An 18,012-nucleotide genomic window follows, 5' to 3' on the forward strand; every position below is an offset into this window, starting at 1 on the left:
TGTTCATCGTAAACAAGGTGATAATGTGCAGTTACATTTTTACGCTATGATTTAACTCCTATGTCGCATATTTCTGTCTTACTTTTTGAGACCGTTGAAAGCTTATTGGCAGATCGCACAACTGGGGTGTATATCGATGCAACCTTTGGACGAGGTGGGCATACACGCTTATTATTGTCGAAACTCGATGAAAACGCTCGAGTATATGCCTTTGATAAAGATCCTCAGGCTCTAGAAGTTGCAGCCGCTTTAGCACAAGAAGACCCGAGATTTACCATTATTCATGCAAGTTTTGCTGATATAAAAGAAAAAATGCAGGAAATTGGGGTGCAAAGCGTTGATGGGATTATGGCTGACCTAGGGGTGTCTTCTCCTCAATTAGACCAAGCAGAACGTGGTTTTAGTTTCATGCAAGACGGCCCTTTAGACATGCGCATGGATAATTCTAAAGGCTTGACGGCTGCTGAATGGTTACTTGAAATTGAAGAAGAACAATTGGCTAATATCATTTATCAATACGGTGAAGAACGATATAGTCGACGTATTGCGAAAGCAATTAAACAAGCCGGAAAATTAGATACTACGGCACAATTGGCTGAACTTGTAAAAACAGCTCATCCAAAATGGGAAAAGCATAAGCATCCAGCTACGCGTACTTTTCAGGCAATCCGTATTGCTATTAACAAAGAACTGGATGATATTGAAGTGTTTTTGCCGCAAGCTGTAGACTTGCTTAAACCAAAAGGACGTTTGTCGGTGATCAGCTTCCATTCGCTTGAAGACCGCTTGATTAAACAGTTTATTCAAAAAGAATCAACTTTGGCCGAGGATTCTGGTTGGGGTATGCCAGAGCAGCAGGTTGATACAAGAAGATTAAAGAAAATTTCGCGGGTTCGTGCGAGTGAACAAGAAGTAAAAGCGAACCCACGTTCACGTAGTGCATGGCTTCGGGTTGCTGAACGCTTGGAACAAAAAGGCGAGTAATGAAAAGCAGTGATGAAATCGAAACCACAGGAAAAAAAGTGGTCAAAAAATTCGTAGTGTATGCAGTCATGGTGGCAGTGGTTTTTATCAGTGCCATGATGGTGGTATTACAGGTGTTTGAGTATCGTCATGATTATAGAGAGCTAAGCTCTTATATGCGTGAACGTGACGATCTCAATGCTGAATGGGGACGTTTATTGATTGAGCAGCAAACGTTTGGTGCTACTGCTCAAATTGGTACACGTGCTGTCACACAATTACGAATGTTTTCGCCACCTGCTGCAGAAACGGTGGTAATTTCTTTACCGATGACTCCAGAGCACAATAAGTAAGGCCTTGCTGTATGGTAGATAAGCGAACAAAGCAAACACGAAAAAAACAGCAGTCTATTTCGGAAAAACCAAGTCTTGCCTTCGATATGTGGCGGTTTTATCTGCTCTGGGCAGTGGTGTTACTGTGTTTTGTGGTATTAATTGCGCGTGCATTTTATGTTCAAATCATTAATAAGGACTTTTTGCAAAATAAGGCCAATGCCAATATTTTGCGTACTGAACGTATAGAGGCTATGCGTGGTGTGATTAGCGATCGCCACGGTGTGCCTTTAGCGATTAGTAGTCCAATCATGAAAATTGTGATGGACCCGCGTGATTATTTTGAAACCAAACATTTATACGATCAAATTACGGCTGAATTAAAACAAGATCCAAAAAATCGTAAATTAAAACGCCAGTTACCTGATAAAAATTTAAACCTAGATGAGCTTGCCGATGTAGTTGGTGTTGATCGTGCTGATCTTAAGAAGCAGATGAATGCGCGTCCGCGTTCTCGCTATCTAGTTTTGAAAAAAGAAGTTCCACCGCAACAAGCTGACCTTATTATGAAAGGCAACTTCCAAGGGGTCTATGCGGAGAAAACTTACAAACGCTATTATCCGCAACCACAGCCGAATGCCCAAATTATTGGCTTAACCAATAGTGATGGAAAAGGTGTTGAGGGCTTGGAAATGCAGTTGAATAAACAGCTTTCCGGCGTTGATGGCGAACAAAAAATTATTCGTGATAAGCGCGGTAATCGTTTAAAAGTTTCTGAAGTAATTCGTGAGGGCGAGCCGGGTGAGAATATCACTTTAAGTATCGACTCTCGCTTGCAGTACATTATGTACCGTGAATTGACGGCCGCAGGCGTTGCGAATAATGCACGTTCAGCAACGGCAATTGCAGTTGACGTTAAAACTGGTGAGATTTTAGCAATGACCAGTTGGCCATCTTACAACCCAAATGATAAGAATGGCTTATCTAATAAAGATGCTATGCGTAACCGTGGTGCGATCGATATGTTCGAGCCGGGTTCGACCATGAAGCCATTCACGATTTCATCTGCATTGGAAACTGGGCAATATACGCCGAATACCATTGTAAATACCTCACCCGGCTCAATGCGTCTGGGTTGGCATACGATTCGTGATACCCATAACTACGGGGCTTTGACTGTAACTGGTGTCATTATTAAGTCATCAAACGTAGGTTCTGCAAAAATTGCATTATCACTTCCGAAAGAGACATTGCCGACTTTCTTTAAGCGTGTTGGATTTGGTAAACGTTCTGCAGTGAAGTTCCCGGGTGAAAGTGCTGGTTTAGTACTTCCTGTAAGTAAATTAAACTCTTCTCAAATTGGTACCATGGCTTATGGTTATGGTCTAAACGCAACTATTCTTCAGTTAGCACAAGGCTATGCGATGCTTGCGAATCATGGCGTCGAAATGCCATTAAGCTTGCATAAATTGGATCAGGCGCCTAAAGGTGAGCAGGTTTTAAATCCTAAAATTGCTGATCAAGTCTTGTTAATGCTTGAGCAAGTGACTATGCCGGGTGGTACGGCGACACAGGCCAATATACCAGGATATAGAGTAGGTGGTAAAACAGGTACCGCTCATAAATTACGTGCGGATGGTAAAGGCTACTCAAATAGTGAATATCGTGCTTTATTTGCAGGCGTTGCACCAATTAGTGATCCGCGTTTAGCAGTTATCGTGGTTGTGGAGAATCCACAAGGTCGTTACTACGGTGGTTTGGTTGCTGCACCAGTTTTTGCTCGTATTATGCAAGAGTCACTGCGTTTAATGAACGTACCACTTGATAAGCCACTTAATACTCCACAGAATCCTACTCGCAGGTAAGCTATGACTATTTCTTTTCAAGAAATTAATCCAATCGAGATTGATACACAATGGCCTCACCAGCCATTTCATGGCTTTGGTTTAGATAGTCGCAAAGTCGGAGCGGGTCAAATTTTTATTGCGTTGACCAGTTATAGCCAACCTGAAAAAACACGTACATTTGCTGAAGCAGCTTTAGCAAATGGGGCACTTGCTGTAATTAGTGAAACCGAATTAGGTGTTGCAAATGAGTGGGTATGCCCTGATGTGCGCCAGCGCATGGGTGAGTGGCAAAAACGTTATTTACAACAGACTGATACAGTTAAACCGTTAAGGATTATTGCTGTAACAGGGACAAATGGTAAAACGACTATTTCTCGCTTAATTGCTGAGTTAATTAGTTCACAACAGCAGCGCTGTGCAGTGATGGGGACGACTGGTAATGGTATTTTGCCAGACTTGATTCCTTCTACGCATACCACCCTTGATGCTCTACAATTACAAAATGAATTACATGCTTATGCTAAGCAGGGTGCAACTTTTGCTTCATTAGAAGCGAGTTCGCATGGTCTTGAGCAGGGGCGACTAAATGGCTGTGATATTGAAATTGCTGTTTATAGCAACTTAAGTCGTGACCATCTTGATTATCATGGCACTTTAGAAGCTTATGCAGAAGCAAAGGCTCGTTTATTTCAATTTAATTCATTAAAAATTGCTGTGATTAATTTAGATGATGCACATGCAGATTTAATGATTAAGTCTGCTCAGAATAATCCAGCGCAACCTAAAATTTTGACTTATTCATTAACTCAAAATACAGCCGATTATTACATCACCGATTTAAGCTATAGCTTGGCTGGTGCAACCTTTAATTTGATGTGTCAGCAAGGTTCATTTGCGGTAGAAAGTCCGCTATTAGGCCATTTTAATGTTGAAAACTTGATTGCGTCGCTCATAGCTGCTGAGCAAGCTGGTTTTGATTTACAAGCATTAGTTAATTTTGTTCCTAAACTAGTTGGTGCCCCAGGCCGAATGCAAGTCATTCGTGATGATGAGCGATTGTTTGTAGTCGATTATGCACATACACCAGATGCATTAATTCAAGTGCTTAAGACCTTAAAGCGACATGTCTCTAATCAGCTTTGGGCGGTATTTGGATGTGGTGGAGACCGTGACCGTGGTAAGCGTCCACTTATGACTCAAGCCGCTTTAGATGGTGCAAATCCGGTTATTTTGACTTCAGATAACCCAAGAACAGAAGACCCTGAACAGATTTTTGCTGACATGAAGCAAGGAATCGATTTTTCAGGGCACCGTATGCATGAAATTCATGACCGCCGTGAAGCAATTAAATTTGTTGCAGAACAAGCTCAAGCTGGTGACATTGTAGTGGTTGCCGGTAAAGGTCATGAAAATTATCAAGAAATTAATGGTGTGCGTCACTGGTTTGATGATGTGGTTGAAGTGCGTTCTGCGATTGATGCACAACATCATACGGTAGATTCTGCTTACCCTGCACAATAGGAAAAATTATGCATACTTCAACCACCAGTACCGTGCCTTTGGAACCGTGGACAGCTCAACAATTACAACAGGCAACAGAGGGTTACTGGCATAAAGACCAGATCCCTCAAACTGAAATTAAACGTATTTTGACTGACTCTCGTCATGCAGAAAGTGGGGACGCCTTTTTAGCACTAAAAGGTGAACGTTTCGATGCACATGATTTCGTTGCACAAGTTGCAGCAAATGGTTGTCAAATTGCGATTGTTGAACGTCCATTAGATATTGATATTGCTCAGCTTGTGGTTGTTGATACTCGTTTAGCTTTGGGGCAACTTGGTGCTTATCGCCGTCAGCAGAATGCTCAATTGAAAGTGATTGCTTTAACGGGAAGTAGTGGTAAAACCACCACGAAAGAAATGTTAGGAAGCATACTGTCTCGTTTAGCACCTACACTCATCACCCGAGGCAACTTAAATAATGACCTTGGCGTGCCGATGATGCTGCTTGAGCTTCGCAAGGAACATCAATACGCGGTGATGGAACTTGGTGCAAACCATCAAGGTGAAATTGATTACACATCAAAACTCGTTCAGCCACATGTCGCGGGCATTTTAAATATTGGAACTGCTCATTTAGGTGAGTTCGGTGGACGTGATGGTATTTGCCGTGCTAAATCGGAAATTTATCGTCATATTTTGCCTCAGGGCGTTGCTATTGTTCCGCAACAAGACGATTTCACTGCCGAGATTCGTGAAGCAGCCAAAGATCATCAAATTTCTAGCTTTGGTATAGGTGGTGATGTATTTGCTACAGAAGTTGAGCTGCTACCACAGTCTGCCAATTTTCAGCTACATACGCCTCAAGGTTCTAGCCTTGTACGATTGCCATTTGCTGGCGAGCATAATGTACAAAATGCAACGGCAGCCGTAGCGTTTGCTCTAGCGCTAGGAATTAGCTTAGAAGATATTGTAAAAGGTTTGGAGCAAGCACAAGGTGCTAAAGGTCGTTTGAACTTTATTCAAAAAGTGCCTTACTTATTTATTGATGATACTTATAACGCCAATCCAACCTCTATGCGTGCTGCGGCACAAGTATTACTTCAGCAAAATGGCATTAAAGTCATGGTGATGGGTGATATTGGAGAGCTTGGCGATAGTAGTTGGCAAGAGCATCACGATTTAGGTCGAGATCTTGCAGAACTTCCTTTAGACCATATTGTTGCAGTTGGGCAGTTTGCCTCGGCAGCTCTTGAAGGTGCAGGCCTTCATTCTAATAAATTGAAAGCATTTCAGACTCAAGCTGAGGCGCTTCCATTTTTAATCAATCTAATCCAAACACATCAACCCCAGTCCATGAGTTTCCTGTTTAAAGGTTCTCGCTTTACTCATATGGAAACGTTGATGGCTGATTTGATGGAGAAACTTTAAATGCTGTTATGGTTGTTTGAACAACTTGCGGGCTATCACAGTTCGTTTCAAGTCGTTCGTTATTTAACATTACGTTCTTTACTCAGTGTATTAACGTCACTGACCATTGGTTTGGTTCTCGGACCGATCATGATTCGTAAATTACAAGCGTTAAAATACGGTCAGGCAGTAAGTTCGTTTGCTCCTGAAAATCATGCCAAAAAAATGGGTACACCAACGATGGGTGGGATTCTAATCCTGCTTTCAATTGGTATTAGTACTCTATTGTGGGCTGATTTATCTAATCCGTATGTTTGGATTGTGCTTGGTGTGATGGTTGTGTTTGGTGCGGTTGGCTGGGCAGACGACTGGATTAAAATCCGCTACAAAGACAATGCTGGCTTACCTGCTCGTAAGAAATTCTTTTGGACTTCTATTGCGTCACTCGGTGCTGGTATTGCGTTATATTTAATTGCAACTGAACAATCTAATGCAGAACATACTGCAAATATGTTGGATTTATTGATTCCTTTCTTTAAGAATCTTTCTATTCCACTTTCTATCGTTCCTTTGGGTTTAGCATTTATTGTATTCACTTATTTAGTCATTAATGGTGCGTCTAATGCGGTTAACTTAACTGATGGTTTGGATGGTTTGGCCATTATGCCAGTGGTTATGGTTGCTTCAGGTTTAGGTGTATTCGCTTACTTATCTGGTGACATCCGTTTTGCTAATTATTTGCATATTCCATATGTGAAATATACTTCAGAGCTGGTTGTGATCTGTTCTGCTATGATTGGTGCAGGCTTGGCGTTTCTTTGGTATAACGCACACCCAGCGCAAGTCTTTATGGGTGATGTGGGTGCTTTAGCTCTAGGTGCGATGCTTGGAACAATTGCCGTGATGGTGCGCCAAGAAATCGTATTTGCGATTATGGGCGGTGTTTTTGTGATGGAAGCTGTTTCGGTATTCCTGCAAATTGGATCGCTACGGATGCGGAATAAGCGTGTCTTCTTGATGGCACCTTTACATCATCACTATGAAAAACAAGGCTGGAAAGAGACTCAAGTAGTTATTCGGTTCTGGATTATTACGATTATACTAGTCGTATTAGGCTTAATGACCTTAAAATTGCGCTAGAAATTATTTTGGTGTCAATATAAAGCCAGTTTCTACTGGCTTTTTTTATTGGAGAGGTAAATGACAAAGGTTGTTGGGCTAGACCAATTATCTGTAATTAACCAAAAAGTGGTTAGTGATGGGGAAGTATTACCTCAAGTTGTACTTAAAGATGGTAGTAAAGTACAAACTGGAACAGTAGCGACGATGTTGCATAATATTGATTTGTATAATGCAGGGCAGCGCGGCCAAATTGAAGAGGAATTAAAAATTGCGATTCCGACTTTAATTAAAATTGGTTTATTTGATTTGTTTGATGTAGATGAATGGATTTCTGGAACAAATGCAGGCCGCACATTTGTCGGACTGCACGCAAAGGCTTATTTACAACAAAAAGAACAAGAGAATAATTAAAAGTGACTATGCAAAATTTAATGTGTCCTGTGTGTCGTCAAAGACTAGAGCTGGTAAATAAAACTTGGCGATGTGATCAGGGTCATAGCTATGACATTGCAAAACAAGGTTATGTAAACTTACATGTTGTCCAACATAAGCACAGTAAAAATCCAGGAGATACTCCAGAGTCTGTAGATGCGCGCCGTGCCTTTTTACAGGATGGCTATTATCAACCTTTAAAGCAAGCTGTGGTTGCTTTGCTAAAGCAGCTTAAAGCTAAATCAGTACTTGATATTGGTTGTGGTGAGGGTTACTACACAAGTGCAATGCAAGATGCTGTTGAGCAGTGTGTAGGTGTAGATATTGCGAAAAATGCTGTACAACGCGCAGCAAAGTTAAATCACAACGTGACTTGGGTTGTTGGTACAGGAGCGACTTTACCGGTAATCGATCGAAGTATGGATGTGTGTACCAGCCTTTTTAGTCCAATTCCCCAAGCAGAAATTTTACGTGTGCTAAAAGATGATGGATATTTAATTGTTGTCACACCTGCAACTGAACATTTATATGCGATGCGTGAGGCACTGTTTGAGCAGGTCAATCCGCACACACCGCAAAAGTTTGTTGAACAACTGCAAGATTTATTTGAGTTGAAAGAACAGCAAATTATAGATGCTCCTTTATTACTTGACCAAGATGCTTTAAAAAATCTGATCGCTATGACGCCATATGCATACAAGGCTTCTCCAGAGCGCCGTATGCAATTAGAACAGCAATCACACCTGCAAGTAACAGCATCATTTCAAATATATCTTTTTCAAATGCGTAATAAAAAAGCCATCTAACGATGGCTTTTTTATTTTTACTCAATTTGGTTAATCAAGTTTTCTAATTCATCTTTGTCACGCTTCGGTGATGCTCCTTGTGCGGGCTTCATTGCTGGAGGCGCTGCTTTAGATGGAATTACAATTTCTTCGCCTGGTAAGTCATCGAAGTCATTGGTAGTGTTTTTAGGCTGTGGCGGTGCAGGACGATAAAGTGGTCGAGCCAATGGTGGCGCTGCGCGATATGTTTTCTTATCGCCAACTTCACTTGCGACATCTTGTTTTTCACGAGAAATAGGTGCTTGAGCATCTTTCTCTAAACGAACCCAAGACGCTGGAGTGCCTTTAAGCGATTGATCCATAAAGTTAATCCAAATTGGTAATGCGGCAATACCACCATACTCGCGACGACCAAGTGTCGTTGGTTGGTCGAAACCAACCCAAGTAATAGCGACTAATTTGCCATTAAAACCTGCAAACCATGCATCTTTTGCATCGTTTGTTGTACCTGTTTTACCACCCAAGTCACTACGGCCAATTTTAAGTGCAGCACGACCAGTACCATGCTCAATTACATCACGTAAGATATTCGCCATATCATAAGCAGAGCTTGATTTTAAAATACGCTGAGCTTGTCGATATTGACTGTTATTTTTATCTGTTTGTTTAAGATTAAGCTGTTTTGCTGCTTTTTCTTTCTGCTCCAACTCTTTATTGGTCACTTCAACAACTTGATCATCTGGTGTGGTTGCTTGAGCATCATCTGTTGTTTCAGGTGCATTAATACATGGAATACATGCATATTCTGGTTTAGCTTCGTAAATAACTTTACCGTATGCATCTTCAATACGTTGGATGAAATGTGGTTGAACACGGTAACCACCATTTGCAAAAGTTGCATAACCCGTTGCCATTTGAATTGGTAATACTTGAGGTGTACCTAAGGCAATAGTGTAGTTACGTGGAATTTGATCTTCTTGTAAACCAAAATCCATGAATAACTGACGAGTACGTTCAATTCCTACAGTCTGCAAAAGTCTTACTGATACAGTATTACGAGATAAATACAAAGCGCGTCGTAATGGAATCATGCCTAGGTAACGACCATCAGAGTTCTTTGGTGTCCACTTGCCAATGGTAATCGGACTATCGTTGACCATGGTGTAAGGTGTCATACCACGTTCTAATGCCAAAGCATAAAGAAATGGCTTAATGGTAGAACCCGGTTGACGCCAACCTTGCAAAGCACGGTTAAATTTTGATTGATAAAAATTATAGCCGCCAACAATCGCTTCAATTGAGCCATCATTTGGATTAATTGCAATAAGCTGGCCTTGAACTTTTGGTACTTGAACTAACGACCATGCAGTTTTAGCTTCATTTGGACGTAAGCGAATAATATCTTTCACTTTAACAATTTGAGATGCACGTGAAGGTGCTCCACCTACGCTATTTGCATTGCGATAGGGGCGGGCCCATGACATGCCGGACCATTGCACAGTGACGGTGGAACCATCTTGCATTAAAGCTTCAAAAGAATTGCTATTTACTTTAGTTACTTCTGCGGGGTAGGTGTTAGCATAAGCTCTAAATTGGCTTAAAGGTTTATCATGTGCTTCTGCGCCACGCCAACCATGACGTCTGTCATAGGCCTCAAGACCATCTTGTACAGATTTCTCAGCAATAGCCTGACGTTGGGCATTAATGGTCGTATAAACCTTATAACCTGAGTCAATGGCTTGTTCACCAAAATGTTTTACAAGCTCTGAGCGAACCATTTCACCAGCATATGGATGAATATTATTTAAGTCGCGGTTAGGCATATTCAAATTGATAGGCTCAGCCACAGCTTTTTGATATTCCGCTTGAGAAATATAACCGAGTTGCAACATACGGCCTAAAATCCAGTTACGGCGTTCAAGTGCACGTTCAGGGTTAACAACAGGGTTATATTTGGATGGCGCTTTTGGTAAACCTGCAATCATTGCCATTTGAGCAATGCTAAGTTCATTAATGCTTTTGTTATAGTAAATTTTGGCTGCTGCTGCGATACCGTACGCATTTTTCCCCAAGAAAATCTTATTGACATAAAGACTTAAGATGTCTTCTTTAGATAAGTTTTGCTCAATTTTCCGAGCCAAAAAGATTTCTGTTAGTTTACGTTTTAACGTTCTCTCGGGACTTAAATAATAGTTTTTTGCGACCTGCATTGTGATAGTCGAACCACCCGTTTGCACATCGGAACCAGTCACACTCTCGCTTAAAGCACGACCTAAACCTTTAAAGCTAATACCGCTATGCTCAAAGAAAGATGAGTCTTCTGCAGCTAAAAATGCATGAATAAAAGCAGGAGGAATTTGTTTGTACTCGACCGGTATCGAAAGTTTACCACCATACTCAGCAATAAGTTGATTGTCGGCTGTATAGACTTGTAATGGTTTTAGAAGTGGTGCTTTCTTTAATGAACTCATTTCCGGGAGGGTTGGGGCAATATAGAGATACATGCCATAAAATCCCATCGGAAGTGAGACTAAGATAATAATAATGATCAAAAAAATTGGACGCACGAAGCCCAAACTGGATAGCTTTTTCATGATAAGTAAGCTTTAATAAGATCGAATACAAACTAATTGTGGTCAGTATAGCCTTTAGACATGCGGATTGTTAGATGAGATATTGTATCCGTGTAAAAATAAAGACCGAGATTGTTGGTTTGTAATTTTTTTTGGGGATAAAAAAATAATAGGACAATAGTGTGCTCAGGTTATATCGTAAACCTAATAAGGGGTTAATGGGCGTCGATATTAGTTCGACTTCTGTTAAGTTGTTAGAGCTCTCTGTCAAGAACGGTAAATATTGGGTTGAAAGCTACGCTTTGATGCCTTTACCTGAAAACAGTGTAGTTGAAAAAAATATCTTAAATCCAGAAGCAGTAGCGGAAGCATTGGAAAGGGCGATTAACTTAGCAAATCCCCAAACCAAAAATGCTGCAATTGCTGTTCCTACATCGACGGTTATTCATAAAACTATCGAGATGGATGCGGATATGAGCGATGATGAACGTGAAGTTCAGATTCGTGTAGATGCGGAGCAGTATATACCGTTCCCTTTAGATGAGGTGAGCCTAGATTTTGAGGTTCTACCTGACCGGCTTGCGAATTCAAATCGTGTAAATGTACTCTTAGTCGCAACAAGAACGGAAAACGTAGAAACGCGCGTTGAGGTTCTTGAGTTGGCAGATTTAAATCCTAAATTGGCTGATGTTGAAAGTTATGCTGTTGAGCGCGCATTTAGTGTGTTTGCTGATAGCTTACCTATGGGTGCAAATACGATAGGGGTTTTAGATATTGGCCATACCATGACAACATTGTCTGTCATGCAAAACGGCAAAATTATTTATACCCGTGAGCAAGTTTTTGGCGGAAAACAACTTACGCTTGAAATTCAAAGTCGTTATGGTTTGTCTTTAGAAGAGGCAAGTCGAGCGAAAAAAGATCGTTCTTTACCAGATGACTATGAAATTGAAGTATTAGATCCGTTTCTAGATGCTGTAGTTCAGCAAGCAGCTCGCTCTTTACAATTCTTCTTTTCTTCATCTCAGTTTAACGAAATAGACCATATCCTGCTTGCAGGCGGAAATGCGAATATTCCAGGTCTTGCCAAGCTTTTGCAGCAAAAATTAGGTTACCGTGTCACTATTGCCAATCCATTTTTACAGATGGGTTTTTCTCCTCAAGTCGACGTTCAAAAAATTGAAAATGATGCCTCATCTTTAATGGTGGCGTGTGGCTTGGCTTTAAGGAGTTTTGATTAATGGCAACAATTAATTTACTACCTTGGCGTGAAGAGCTGAGGGAGCAAAGAAAAAAACAATTTATAACGTTATGCTTTGGGGTGGTTGTGTTAGGAATTACAACCGTATTTGGGGGGTGGTTCTATTTTGATCATAAATTAGATGATCAAGAACAAGCAAATCAACTTATTACAAGTACTAATCAAAACCTTGATCAGCAATTAAAAGCATTAAATGGTTTACAAGAACAACGTGATGCCATCATTGAGCGTATGAAATTGATTCAAGATTTACAGAGTCAGCGTCCAGTTGTGGTAAGACTGGTTGATGAATTAGTCAGAGTCACGCCGCCTGCAATGTATTTAACAAAATTTAGCCGAACTGGGGATAAATTTACGATTGAAGGTAAAGCTGAAAGTCCAAATACGGTAGCTGAACTACTGCGTAATCTTGAAGCATCTCCTTGGTATCGAAATGCTTTTATGAATTCTTTCTTGGCTACTGAAGATAAAAAAGATAAGGCAGCAAGTTCTCTTCTTCCTAGAGTAGAAGATAATTACGGTAGTTTTGTTGTGACTGTCGATTTAGGGGAAATGGGCGTGACCACAGCTGATAATAATGCTGATAAACCAGCCGTAGCTAAAGATACGGGGGCAGCCAAATGAGTCAAGATGAACTTCAAGAGTTATCGTTAGAGCAATCGGCTTCAAAGAAAAAGAAATTTAATCTCGATAAATTCCTTCAACAATTTAATACGCTCGATATGAACAACTATGGTAGTTGGCCCATATCTGTAAAAATTACTTGTTGGATTTTTATTTTCTTTGCTGTATTAGCTTTGGGTTATTTTGTTGCTATTCAGCCAAAGTTACAAGCAATTGATAATGCTCAAGCTCAGGAAAGTAACTTGTTAAACGAATTTCGAGAAAAAGATTCGAAATTACGTAACTTGCGGCAGTATCAAGTCCAACTTCAAGAGATGCAAGCAAATTTTAATCAGCAATTAGAGCAGTTGCCTAAAGAAACAGAGATTCCTAGTTTGGTTGAGGATATTAACTTAACTGGTGTGAACTCAGGATTGAAATTTAAAAATATTCGCTTGGAAAATGAAGTCAAACAGGAAGTCTTTATTGAACAACCGATTGCGATAGAAGCTACAGGTGATTATCACGCCTTTGGAGCTTTTGTGAGTAGTATTGCTGCGTTGCCGCGTATCGTAACCATGCATGACTTTACTGTTGATGTATCTCCAACTAAAGACAGCAAATCTGATATTCCTGTATTGAATTATTCTATTAAAGCGAAAACCTATCGCTATGTAGAAGCAACAGATACAGCGGAGCAATCGACCCAAGCTCCAACACCATCTGCTTCAACTAGCACGACTGCTCAGCCGAAATAGGAGAGTTATGATGAAAATTAAGCAAATTACTCTTTATATTTTGGCTTGTGCTGCGCTTGTAGGATGTGATTCAAGAATTGATGCAGTCAATCAGCAAATGGCAAATATCCGTAATCAACCGCCGCTAGCTATTGAACCAGCACCTATTTTTACTCCTGTACCACAATTTAATTATGCTGCTCATCAATTAAAAAGTCCATTTATGCCAAGCTCACTGGCTGCTGAACTCAAAATTATGGCTGGAAAACGTGTTTATCCAAATTTCTCACGTACGCCACAGCCATTAGAAAGTTATGCACTTGAGGCTTTAAGTATGAAAGGAAGCATGCGCAATAGTCGTGGTCAAATATTAGCTCTTATCCAGACGCCAGATCATCAAGTTGAACGCGTACAAGTGGGCAATTATATGGGCATGAATCAGGGCCGTATTACCCAGATTAGTCCGACTCAGATTGATTTGGTCGAGATCGTGCCAGATGGTCGAGAAGGCTATGTCGAAAGACCGAGAACATTGGTCTTGATTGGGCCTGCACCCTAATATTTAGGGAATAACAACGAAAAAGTATTTTTAAAGATTATTTATTGGGGATGGTCAGACAATGAATCAGGTATTCCGTCAGTTTTCTATGGGGGCTGTAGCGATTGCAATTATGCAGGCTGCATCTGCACAGGTCAGCATGACCAATATTGTACCAACGCAAATTGCAGGTCAGGGTACAGAAATTAGAGTCATGTTTAATGGTTTGCCTCCACAACCACAAGCTTACCAACTTGAAAACCCTTCGCGTTTAATACTAGATTTTGATAAGGCGCAACAAAGTTTAAAGCAGTCTAAAATTGCTGTTGCAACGAATGAAGCAAGTTCCGTTGATGTGACTTCAGATGATGTACGTTCACGCTTAACTGTAAATCTAAAAGATGCTGGTGCTTTTACAACGCGCGTGGAAGGAAATACTTTTATTCTAAAAATTAATTCAGCTCAAACAACGAATAAGCCGATACCAGCAGCTACCGCACAACCACAAGGTGTTTCAAATATTGGCTTTCAGCGTGGTAGTCAGGGAGAAGGTTTAGTTGTTGTCGATCTTTTGGGAAGTAATACACCTGTAGATGTTCAACAACAAGGCAGTAAGGTTGTTATAAGAACATTAGGTACAAAGATTCCGACACATTTAGCACGTCGTTTAAATGTAAATGATTTTGCAACGCCCGTATCAAGTATCGATGCTTATAATGAAAAAGGTGCTGGTGTAATCACAATTCAGTCATCTGGTAGTTATGAATATATGGCTTATCAAGCTGAAAATAAGCTCACTATTAGTTTGAAACGTCCACAAGATAAAAGTACATCAGCTTCGTATAAAGCACCAAGTTATTCTGGTAATAAGCTTTCATTAGACTTCCAAGACATTGAAGTGCGTCGTGTATTACAGTTGCTTGCCGATTTTACAGGCATCAATATGGTGGCTGCTGATAGTGTGCAAGGTAACATCACCCTACGTTTGAAAGATGTACCTTGGGATCAAGCACTAGATATTATTTTAAAAACTAAGAATCTTGATAAACGTCGTAATGGAAATGTAATTTGGATTGCTCCTGTTACTGAATTAATTAAAGCAGAAGATGATGAGGCAAAAGCCTTAGCTCAAACGATTAAGTTAGCGCCAATCCAAACAGATTATATTCGTTTGAGTTATGCGAAAGCGACTGATGTGCTTAAGTTGATTGAAGATACTCGTGATGGTAAAGGTGCAGTTGCAAATCGTACCGCAAACTCTGATTCTCTTGCGTTGGAGAGCTTATTAAGTTCACGTGGTAGCGCTGTTGCTGATACCCGGACTAATACTTTGATTGTAAATGATACAGCACAAAATATTGATAAAATTCGTAAAATGATTGAACTACTTGATGTTCAAGTTAAGCAGGTGATGGTTGAAGCTCGTATCGTCAGAGCGTCTACGTCATTTACTAAAGAACTTGGAGTTAAGTGGGGTATTCTTTCACAAGGTATTACTAATAATAAAAATTTATTGGTTGGTGGTAGTGAAACAACTTTATGGAATTTACGTGACCCTAAAAAAGATGAAACTACTGGAGGTTATAAATATACCATCGAACGTCCAGATAACTTAAACGTTGATTTGGGAGTCTCTAATCCGGCGGGAAGTATTGCCTTTGGTCTTATCAGTATGTCTGATTTTATGTTAGATCTTGAACTCTCAGCTTTACAGGCTGATGGTTATGGTGAAGTCATTTCAACCCCTAAAGTCATGACTGCCGATAAGCAAACTGCAAAAGTTGCCACGGGTCAACAAGTTCCTTATCTAACGACAACGATATCTGGTGCGGGTTCAGCAGCCACAACATCATTTAAAGATGCTCTTTTAAGTCTTGATGTTACACCTAGCATTACGCCTGACGGTAAAATTCAAATGAAATTAGATATTTCAAAGGATTCGGTGGCGGGTGAAGCACCAAATGGTGAGTTAATTCTGAATAAGAATAATATTAATACCAATGTGCTGGTTGATAACGGAGAAACCGTCATTTTAGGTGGTGTATTCGAGCAAACAACGACAAATACCCAAACTAAAGTTCCATTCTTTGGGGATATTCCTTTAGTTGGGCGTTTATTTAGAAAAGATGTAAAGTCTGATGATAAACAAGAGTTACTGATTTTTGTAACACCACGAATTGTTAATGACACTTTGGCGAGAAATCATTAATATATTTTTCAATGAAAGCAATTGAAATAGGTGGCGCCTTGCCAAGCAAAGCGTTTGAAACCCTACCAAATATTTATTTGGTAGGGCCCATGGGGGCAGGAAAAACAACCGTTGGACGTCATTTAGCAGAACTATTAGGGCGTGAATTTTTAGATAGTGATCATGAAATTGAGCGCAAGACAGGGGCAACTATTCCTTGGATTTTTGAAAAAGAGGGAGAGGTTGGGTTCCGAACTCGTGAAACTGTGGTTTTAAATGAGCTGACCTTACGTAAAGCGTTGGTGTTGGCAACAGGTGGTGGAGCAATTACCCAAGCGCCTAACCGAGAATTTTTAAAGCAACGCGGAATAGTTATTTATCTCTATACACCTGTCGAATTACAATTACAAAGAACCTACCGCGACAAAAATAGACCATTATTACAAGTTGAAAATCCTGAACAGAAATTGCGAGACCTATTAAAGATCAGGGATCCTTTGTATCGTGAAGTTGCGCATTATACGATTGAAACGAATCAAGGGGCTGCACGTGATCTCGCACAAAAGATTTTGCAACTTATTCTATCGAACAAGCTAAAATAGACAAACTGACTAGTGGTTTTATAAATTCATGCAAACATTACATGTTGAATTAGGCGAACGCCGTTATCCTATTTTTATTGGTAGTCAACTTGACCCGAAACAATTACTAGAGCCTTATATTCATGGTCAACAGGTCATGATAGTCAGTAATGTGACGGTTGCGCCTTTATATTTAAGCCACTATCAGGAAGCTTTAAAAAGTTTAGGTAAAACAGTTGCGACTTGTATTTTGCCTGATGGTGAAAAATACAAAGATATTCAACATCTAAATTTAATTTTTGATGCATTACTTGAAGCTGGTTTTAACCGTGATTGTACCGTTTTAGCTTTAGGTGGCGGTGTTATTGGAGATATGGCTGGTTTTGCATCTGCTTGTTTCCAGCGTGGAGTTTATTTTGTTCAGGTTCCTACCACATTACTTTCACAAGTAGATTCAAGTGTTGGTGGAAAAACAGGAATCAACCATCCGCTTGGTAAAAATATGTTAGGTGCTTTTCAACAGCCGCAAGTTGTTCTGGCTGATATGGCACAACTCAATACATTGCCAGAACGTGAACTCTCAGCAGGTTTAGCTGAAGTGATTAAATATGCTCTTTTAGGTGATGTCGATTTCTTGGTATGGCTTGAAGAAAATATGGATGGGCTTGTTGCGAGAGATGCTAATTTACTTGCAGAAGCTGTCTATCGTTCATGTGCTCACAAAGCGCGTATCGTTGCTAATGATGAAAAAGAACAAGGGGAACGTGCTTTACTTAATTTAGGCCACACTTTCGGTCATGCGATTGAGTCATATCTTGGTTATGGTACTTGGTTACACGGTGAAGCTGTTGCAACTGGTATGGTCATGGCGGCAGATTTATCACAACGTTTGGGTTGGATCTCAAATGAAGATGTAGCTCGTACAAAAAAAATCATTCAACGTGCGAATTTGCCGATATCATGTCCCCAAATTCCATTGGATGATTTCCTTGGATACATGGCGCATGACAAAAAAGTTCTCAATGGGCAATTACGTTTGGTGTTATTAAAACAACTTGGACAAGCTGTCATTACTAAAGACTTTGATGTCGAATTAATGAAGCAAGCTATTTTGGCAAATCAACACGGATAATAGATAAGG

16 protein-coding genes are annotated in these 18,012 nt (G+C 40.3%); 15 read left to right on the top strand and 1 reads right to left on the bottom strand.

What is annotated here, in order from left to right:
• Window positions 1-60 precede the first annotated feature (60 nt).
• From rsmH to MSG95_RS09400, 8 genes are read left to right on the top strand one after another with little or no spacing between them, the layout of a single operon-like run.
• Complete coding sequence (gene rsmH / locus MSG95_RS09365) at window positions 61-984, top strand: 16S rRNA (cytosine(1402)-N(4))-methyltransferase RsmH (RefSeq protein ID WP_019457883.1); 924 nt, start codon at window positions 61-63, stop codon at window positions 982-984.
• Window positions 984-1,316 (top strand): cell division protein FtsL, encoded by a 333-nt coding sequence (gene ftsL, locus MSG95_RS09370; RefSeq protein WP_004705170.1) that lies wholly within the window; start codon window positions 984-986, stop codon window positions 1,314-1,316. The genes rsmH and ftsL overlap by 1 nt, the downstream gene beginning before the upstream one ends.
• Window positions 1,317-1,327: 11 nt before the next feature.
• Window positions 1,328-3,160 (top strand): penicillin-binding protein PBP3, encoded by a 1,833-nt coding sequence (gene ftsI / locus MSG95_RS09375; RefSeq protein WP_019457882.1) that lies wholly within the window; start codon window positions 1,328-1,330, stop codon window positions 3,158-3,160.
• 3 nt (window positions 3,161-3,163) lie between these two features.
• Window positions 3,164-4,663, top strand: a complete 1,500-nt coding sequence (locus tag MSG95_RS09380; protein WP_077164845.1) for a UDP-N-acetylmuramoyl-L-alanyl-D-glutamate--2,6-diaminopimelate ligase — start codon at window positions 3,164-3,166, stop codon at window positions 4,661-4,663.
• A gap of 8 nt (window positions 4,664-4,671) precedes the next feature.
• The gene (locus MSG95_RS09385) at window positions 4,672-6,072 is read left to right on the top strand and encodes a UDP-N-acetylmuramoyl-tripeptide--D-alanyl-D-alanine ligase (RefSeq protein ID WP_077164846.1); all 1,401 of its coding nucleotides are present in this window, start codon (window positions 4,672-4,674) and stop codon (window positions 6,070-6,072) included.
• Window positions 6,073-7,191 (top strand): phospho-N-acetylmuramoyl-pentapeptide-transferase, encoded by a 1,119-nt coding sequence (mraY, locus tag MSG95_RS09390; RefSeq protein ID WP_004705178.1) that lies wholly within the window; start codon window positions 6,073-6,075, stop codon window positions 7,189-7,191. It begins immediately after the preceding gene.
• 60 nt (window positions 7,192-7,251) lie between these two features.
• On the top strand, window positions 7,252-7,584 hold the full coding sequence (locus MSG95_RS09395; protein WP_077163639.1) for a DUF7709 family protein: 333 nt from the start codon (window positions 7,252-7,254) through the stop codon (window positions 7,582-7,584).
• A gap of 2 nt (window positions 7,585-7,586) precedes the next feature.
• Entirely contained in the window at window positions 7,587-8,411 is an 825-nt protein-coding gene (locus MSG95_RS09400) for a putative RNA methyltransferase (RefSeq protein WP_139344726.1), read from the top strand.
• Between the two features lie 17 nt (window positions 8,412-8,428).
• On the opposite strand, the gene ponA is transcribed toward MSG95_RS09400, so the two are convergent.
• Window positions 8,429-10,984, bottom strand: coding sequence for a penicillin-binding protein PBP1a (gene ponA, locus MSG95_RS09405; RefSeq protein ID WP_139344729.1), 2,556 nt, complete (start codon window positions 10,982-10,984; stop codon window positions 8,429-8,431).
• A 161-nt stretch (window positions 10,985-11,145) separates the two neighbouring features.
• Between ponA and MSG95_RS09410 the strand changes: the two genes are divergently transcribed.
• The 7 genes from MSG95_RS09410 (at window position 11,146) to aroB (ending at window position 18,003) form a co-directional block, all read left to right on the top strand.
• The gene (locus tag MSG95_RS09410; RefSeq protein WP_039251099.1) at window positions 11,146-12,204 is read left to right on the top strand and encodes a pilus assembly protein PilM; all 1,059 of its coding nucleotides are present in this window, start codon (window positions 11,146-11,148) and stop codon (window positions 12,202-12,204) included.
• Complete coding sequence (locus MSG95_RS09415; RefSeq protein ID WP_077163636.1) at window positions 12,204-12,848, top strand: PilN domain-containing protein; 645 nt, start codon at window positions 12,204-12,206, stop codon at window positions 12,846-12,848. The genes MSG95_RS09410 and MSG95_RS09415 overlap by 1 nt, the downstream gene beginning before the upstream one ends.
• The gene (locus tag MSG95_RS09420; RefSeq protein WP_077164849.1) at window positions 12,845-13,585 is read left to right on the top strand and encodes a type 4a pilus biogenesis protein PilO; all 741 of its coding nucleotides are present in this window, start codon (window positions 12,845-12,847) and stop codon (window positions 13,583-13,585) included. Before MSG95_RS09415 ends, MSG95_RS09420 begins: the two co-directional genes overlap by 4 nt.
• Window positions 13,586-13,595: 10 nt before the next feature.
• Window positions 13,596-14,123: a pilus assembly protein PilP gene (locus MSG95_RS09425; RefSeq protein ID WP_004705193.1), complete on the top strand. Its 528-nt coding sequence runs from the start codon at window positions 13,596-13,598 to the stop codon at window positions 14,121-14,123.
• A gap of 61 nt (window positions 14,124-14,184) precedes the next feature.
• Window positions 14,185-16,311 carry a type IV pilus secretin PilQ family protein gene (gene pilQ / locus MSG95_RS09430; protein ID WP_077164850.1) on the top strand — a complete coding sequence of 709 codons (2,127 nt, stop codon included), beginning with the start codon at window positions 14,185-14,187 and terminating at the stop codon, window positions 16,309-16,311.
• Window positions 16,312-16,322: 11 nt separating this feature from the next.
• A complete protein-coding gene (aroK, locus tag MSG95_RS09435) occupies window positions 16,323-16,892 on the top strand; it encodes a shikimate kinase AroK (protein WP_004705195.1) in 570 nt (189 codons plus the stop codon).
• Between the two features lie 28 nt (window positions 16,893-16,920).
• Window positions 16,921-18,003: a 3-dehydroquinate synthase gene (aroB, locus tag MSG95_RS09440; RefSeq protein ID WP_077164851.1), complete on the top strand. Its 1,083-nt coding sequence runs from the start codon at window positions 16,921-16,923 to the stop codon at window positions 18,001-18,003.
• The last annotated feature ends 9 nt before the right edge of the window (window positions 18,004-18,012 follow it).

This window comes from Acinetobacter sp. IK23 (assembly GCF_035615275.1).
GTDB lineage: Bacteria > Pseudomonadota > Gammaproteobacteria > Pseudomonadales > Moraxellaceae > Acinetobacter > Acinetobacter seifertii.

Bases quoted from the DNA above. Each gene is read 5' to 3' on its own strand.
- pilQ (WP_077164850.1), top strand. From the start codon at position 14,185: ATGAATCAGGTATTCCGTCAGTTTTCTATGGGGGCTGTAGCGATTGCA.
- aroK (WP_004705195.1), top strand. From the start codon at position 16,323: ATGAAAGCAATTGAAATAGGTGGCGCCTTGCCAAGCAAAGCGTTTGAA.
- aroB (WP_077164851.1), top strand. From the start codon at position 16,921: ATGCAAACATTACATGTTGAATTAGGCGAACGCCGTTATCCTATTTTT.
- MSG95_RS09380 (WP_077164845.1), top strand. From the start codon at position 3,164: ATGACTATTTCTTTTCAAGAAATTAATCCAATCGAGATTGATACACAA.
- ponA (WP_139344729.1), bottom strand. From the start codon at position 10,984: ATGAAAAAGCTATCCAGTTTGGGCTTCGTGCGTCCAATTTTTTTGATC.
- MSG95_RS09420 (WP_077164849.1), top strand. From the start codon at position 12,845: ATGAGTCAAGATGAACTTCAAGAGTTATCGTTAGAGCAATCGGCTTCA.
- MSG95_RS09415 (WP_077163636.1), top strand. From the start codon at position 12,204: ATGGCAACAATTAATTTACTACCTTGGCGTGAAGAGCTGAGGGAGCAA.
- ftsI (WP_019457882.1), top strand. From the start codon at position 1,328: ATGGTAGATAAGCGAACAAAGCAAACACGAAAAAAACAGCAGTCTATT.
- mraY (WP_004705178.1), top strand. From the start codon at position 6,073: ATGCTGTTATGGTTGTTTGAACAACTTGCGGGCTATCACAGTTCGTTT.
- MSG95_RS09395 (WP_077163639.1), top strand. From the start codon at position 7,252: ATGACAAAGGTTGTTGGGCTAGACCAATTATCTGTAATTAACCAAAAA.
- MSG95_RS09385 (WP_077164846.1), top strand. From the start codon at position 4,672: ATGCATACTTCAACCACCAGTACCGTGCCTTTGGAACCGTGGACAGCT.
- ftsL (WP_004705170.1), top strand. From the start codon at position 984: ATGAAAAGCAGTGATGAAATCGAAACCACAGGAAAAAAAGTGGTCAAA.
- rsmH (WP_019457883.1), top strand. From the start codon at position 61: ATGTCGCATATTTCTGTCTTACTTTTTGAGACCGTTGAAAGCTTATTG.
- MSG95_RS09425 (WP_004705193.1), top strand. From the start codon at position 13,596: ATGAAAATTAAGCAAATTACTCTTTATATTTTGGCTTGTGCTGCGCTT.